The sequence below is a fragment of the Anaerolineales bacterium genome, assembly GCA_022866145.1.
Classification (GTDB): domain Bacteria; phylum Chloroflexota; class Anaerolineae; order Anaerolineales; family E44-bin32; genus PFL42.
Genome location: JALHUE010000518.1, coordinates 1 through 4,514 on the forward strand (window position 1 = coordinate 1; position 4,514 = coordinate 4,514).

Here is a 4,514-nt window from a genome sequence, read left to right on the forward strand (position 1 = left end):
CAGAGTGTGCCAGTGGACGTACAGGAAGACGCCGTTGTCGAGCAGGTGCCGACGGATGGCCTCCATCACCGGGCTGCTCCCACCGAAGGGCGCCATCGGCTCCCGGGTGCGGCGGTCGCGCACGAGCTCGATGGCCGCAAATAGGCCGATCGATCGGACCTCGCCGATTGATGGGTGGGCTTCACCCAGGTCCCGCAGCATTCGTGCCAGGATCTTGCCCATGCGCTCCGCCCTGTCGATCAGCCCGTCATCCTGCAGCACCCGGATGTTGGCGATCGCCGCCGCCATCGACAGCGGGTGGGCGTTATACGTCAGCCCGCCCTGATACACCCGCTCGCGGAAGGAGTCGGCGATTTCCTGCCGCATCGCAACTGCGCCAAGCGGGGCGTACCCCGAAGTCAAGCCTTTGGCCATCGTCATGATGTCGGGGATGACCCCCCAGTGTTCGACGGCGAACCACTTCCCTGTGCGCCCGAAGCCGCTCATGACCTCATCGCAGATCAGCAGGATGCCGTGGCGGTCGCACAGCTCGCGCACCCCCTGAAGGTAGCCGGGCGGCGGAACCAGGACGCCGTTGGTGCCGGTGACGGTCTCGATCAGGACAGCCGCGATCGTCTCCGGGCCCTCGAGGGTAATGACCTCATCGAGGTGGCGCAGGTAATCCGCCGCCATTTGTTCTGGATCCGCCGGGCGATCGGGAGGGTGGAAGGCCGAGCGGTAGGCATAGGGGTCGAGGAAGTGGACGACGCCCGGCATCACGCCCGGCTCCCAGGCCAGGCGGCGGGGATCGCCCGTTGCGGCAATGGCACCGGCCGTCGCACCATGATAGGAGCGGTAGCGAGCCAGGATCTTGTGGCGGCCGGTGTGACCGCGGGCAAGCTTGATGGCGTGCTCGTTAGCATCGGCGCCGCCGAGGGTATACAGGAACCGGTTGAGGTCCCCCGGGGTAATCTCGGCCAGCAGCTGTCCGAGCTCGGCGCGCGGACGCGTGGCCATCCCCGGACCGGCGAACACCAGCTCCTGCGCCTGGCGGGTGATGGCATCGATCACGCGCCGATCGCCGTGCCCGATGTTGCAGCACATCACCATCGAGTTCAGGTCGAGGTAGCGCTTGCCGTCGGCGTCCCAGAAGTGCACGCCCTGGGCCCGCGTGACTGCGATCGGCTGGACGCGCCCCTGGGCGGACCAAGTCCAGAAGTTGTGCTGCAGGCTGAGGGGGAGGATCTGTGAGTCTTCTATGCCGGAGGCCATGTTCGTCTCCTGAGGGCCGTGAGCACCCCGGGTGCGTCGTCCGGGGAGCCCACTACCCGCCGGCGCTGCTCAGATAAACGCCGGTCGGGTCCAGCTCTCGCAGAATCTGCAGTTCGCGTGGTGTCGGCGGCTCAGTGGTGGCCAGCGAAGCGGCCACTTTCAGCGGCCACCCGGTGTTCTCCTGCGCTCGGGCCGGATCCACCTCGGGATGGACTGCCGTCAGCGTCAGTTCGCCGTTGTCGTCAGGCTGCAACAGGCCCAGGTCAGTGACCACGGCCGCCGGGCCGCCGCCGCGCAGGCCCAGCTTCGTGCGCGCCGGTCGGCCGTCGAGGAAGCCGGCCGAAGTACGGAAATCGCAGCGAGCGGGGAAGCGGCGTCTCTGGTGCGGCGTGATGAAATAGCAACGGTCTGCCCAGGCCGCGATCTCCATCGCCCCGCCGGAACCCGGGAGGCGAACCTTCGGATGATGGTAGTCGCCAATCACGGTGGCGTTCACGTTGCCGAATTGATCGATCTGGGCTCCGCCCATGAATCCTACCGATACGTGCCCCCGCTGCAGGTAGTAGGCGAAAACCTCGTACATCGAGCACACCGCCAATGCTCCGGACACCAGCGAGGGATCCCCGATTGAAAGCGGCAGACGATCGGGCTGAGCCCCGATCACCCCGGACTCGTAGATCATGATCAGTTCGGGGGCATGCGTGCGCCGGGCCAGGTTGCAGGCCAGGTTCGGGATTCCGACGCCGACAAACACCACATCCTGACCTCGCAGCAGGCGGGCGGCGTTGACCGTCATCAGTTCGGAAGCGGTGTACTCCATCACGGGCACCTCATGTCGGCTGACACCGGCAGTCGTCGTGGAAGGATCCTTCTCTAGTGCCTGCCGTAGTTCACGGGTTCACTCCAGCGCGGCTGAACCCGCAAGCGCGCCTGCGTCTCCGGCCCGAGCTTCTGCCAATAGCTGTCCCGGTCCGGGACGGCGTAGACCCATTCGTCGAGCCAGGCTTTGACCCGGTCCGGGTCGCTGCTCAGCCGATCCCACTCCAGATAGAACGGGTTGTCGCGGTCATAGTAGCCCTGGGTGTAGGAGGGGTGGGCGCAGTACGGAACATGACACACGGCTGTGACGACCAGACCAGAGATCAGCGTCCGATTTGGATCCGATCGGATGACCTCCGGTGAGACGATCTCTTCAGCGGTGAGGATCACCCGGCGGGAGGCGAAGGCGGCTTCCTTTTGCTCACCGATGATGCCCCACAGGTGGCAGTTGCCGTCGGCGTCAGCTCGCTGGGCGTGGATGATAGCCACATCCGGCTGCAGCGCGGGGACGATGATGACCTCACCCTCGCCGTACGGATTGGGCAGGCGGCGGAAGCTGGGATTGACCCGCTCGAGGTCGCCGGCGCCGGTCGGGTTCATCGGCATGAAGGGCACACCCGCCGCCCCGGCGGCCAGACGGACGATCAGCGAGAAGTGCGAGTACTCCTCCCACTCCAGTTTTCCCTGTTCCATCATCGATCGCACGACGCGCAGCGAGCCGACGCCGGGGTTTCCCGAATAGGAGAAGATCAGCTTACGGGCGCAGCCGGCGGCAACCATCTGGTCGTAGATCAGGTCCGGGGTCGCCCGCGCAAGGGTGAGGTCGCGCTTTCCCTGCCGGATGATTTCGTGAGCCGCGGCGAAAGGGATCAGGTGGGTGAAGCCGGCGGCGTACACGCAGTCTCCATCCCGGACATGCTCGGATATGGCCTGCTGCAAGCTGGTCAGTTTGCTCATGGGGTGCACCCGGGGAGCGACAAGGTTGACCCCTATTCTGCCCTCCTCTCTCCCGGACGGCAAGCGGCCGGCGGCCCTGGCTGTCCGGGGGCGCATGCTAGAATGCCGACGTGAACCACGCGCTCTACCTGCACATCCCCTTCTGCACCCACCGTTGCGCCTACTGCGACTTCAATACCTACGCCGGACAGGAAGCGTTGATCCCCGCCTATGTCGATGCCCTGTGCGCCGAGGCCTGGAGCGTAGCCAGGGCCTGGGAGGATCGCGGCCTCCAGGCTCCGCTCAAGATCGATACCGTGTTCTTCGGAGGCGGTACGCCTTCGCTTCTCCGTGTTGAGCAAGTCCGCCGGATCCTGGGTGTCCTACGGAATTGCTTCTGGGTGGACCCGGATGCCGAGATCACGCTGGAGGCCAACCCCGGCACCGTCACGCCGGAGGCGCTGCAAGGGCTCCGGGAGGCCGGTGTCAATCGCCTGTCGTACGGTGTCCAATCCGCCGACGGCGAGATCCTGCGTGTGCTGGAACGCTCGCACAACTTCAGACAGGCGGAGGAGGCCGTCCACCACGCCAGGTCGGCAGGATTCGACAACCTCAGCCTGGATCTGATGCTGGGTGTGATGTCTCAGTCGATGGACAGCTGGCGCACCACGCTGGAACACGCCCTCGGGCTGCGGCCGGAACACCTCTCGCTGTACATGCTGAGCGTCGAAGAAGGCACGCCACTGGCCGCCTGGGTGCGGGATGGGGTGTTGCCCTCCCCTGATCCGGACCTGGCCGCTGAGATGTACGAGCACGCCTGTGAGGTCCTGGAGGACCACGGCTACGCCCACTATGAGATTTCGAACTGGGCCCGGAGGCGCCCAAAGGCGTCTGCCGGCGACGACGAGCCTGGACTGGCCTGCCGCCACAATCTGCGCTACTGGCGGAACCTCTCGTACCTCGGACTGGGCGCCGGCGCCCACGGGAGCGCCGAGGGGTTCCGCTATGCCAATGTCCTGTCGCCACAGGCCTACATCCAGCGGCTCTCCGCGCGAGGGCGAGAGCCCTTCCCGTTCTCTGCTGCCGCTGCCTCCCGTCAACCTATCGATCGGGAGACCGAGATGCAGGAGACGATGCTGATGGGCTTGCGCCTGCTCCAGGAAGGCGTTCGGGTTACTTCCTTCCAGTCGCGCTTTGGGCAGAGCCCCCAGCAGGCATTCCCGGAGGTCGTGGAGCGGTGGGAGGCTGAGGGCTTGCTGCAGGCGGACGCAGAACGTCTGCGCTTGACTCGGCGCGGCTGGCTGCTGGCGAACCAGGTGTTCATGGATCTGGTCTAGCAGCGCCCAGGCCCTGCTCGGCGCTTGGGATCGAAGGTCCGGACGGCGGGGCAGCGGCCGTCCGGGTCGAATTCCTCCCCGAAATCCGGGACTCCCCACCTGCTTGTTTGGCAAGCAGAAGCAGGTTGCTTCGGTTGGAGCCCGGGTCATCGCGGGGGGAGGGAGCCAGCA

4 protein-coding genes are annotated in these 4,514 nt (G+C 66.1%); 1 reads left to right on the forward strand and 3 read right to left on the reverse strand.

Features of this window, described 5'->3' with window-relative positions; translation table 11 throughout:
• The 3 genes from MUO23_14990 to MUO23_15000 all read right to left on the reverse strand — a co-directional run.
• Positions 1-1,251 (reverse strand): aminotransferase class III-fold pyridoxal phosphate-dependent enzyme (locus MUO23_14990; GenBank protein MCJ7514257.1); only part of this gene is annotated, 1,251 nt, incomplete at its 3' end.
• 52 nt (positions 1,252-1,303) lie between these two features.
• Positions 1,304-2,071 carry a CoA-transferase subunit beta gene (locus MUO23_14995; protein MCJ7514258.1) on the reverse strand — a complete coding sequence of 256 codons (768 nt, stop codon included), beginning with the start codon at positions 2,069-2,071 and terminating at the stop codon, positions 1,304-1,306.
• A gap of 53 nt (positions 2,072-2,124) precedes the next feature.
• Positions 2,125-3,027: a CoA transferase subunit A gene (locus tag MUO23_15000; GenBank protein ID MCJ7514259.1), complete on the reverse strand. Its 903-nt coding sequence runs from the start codon at positions 3,025-3,027 to the stop codon at positions 2,125-2,127.
• A gap of 110 nt (positions 3,028-3,137) precedes the next feature.
• Between MUO23_15000 and hemW the strand changes: the two genes are divergently transcribed.
• Complete coding sequence (hemW, locus tag MUO23_15005; protein ID MCJ7514260.1) at positions 3,138-4,343, forward strand: radical SAM family heme chaperone HemW; 1,206 nt, start codon at positions 3,138-3,140, stop codon at positions 4,341-4,343.
• Positions 4,344-4,514: the final 171 nt, after the last annotated feature.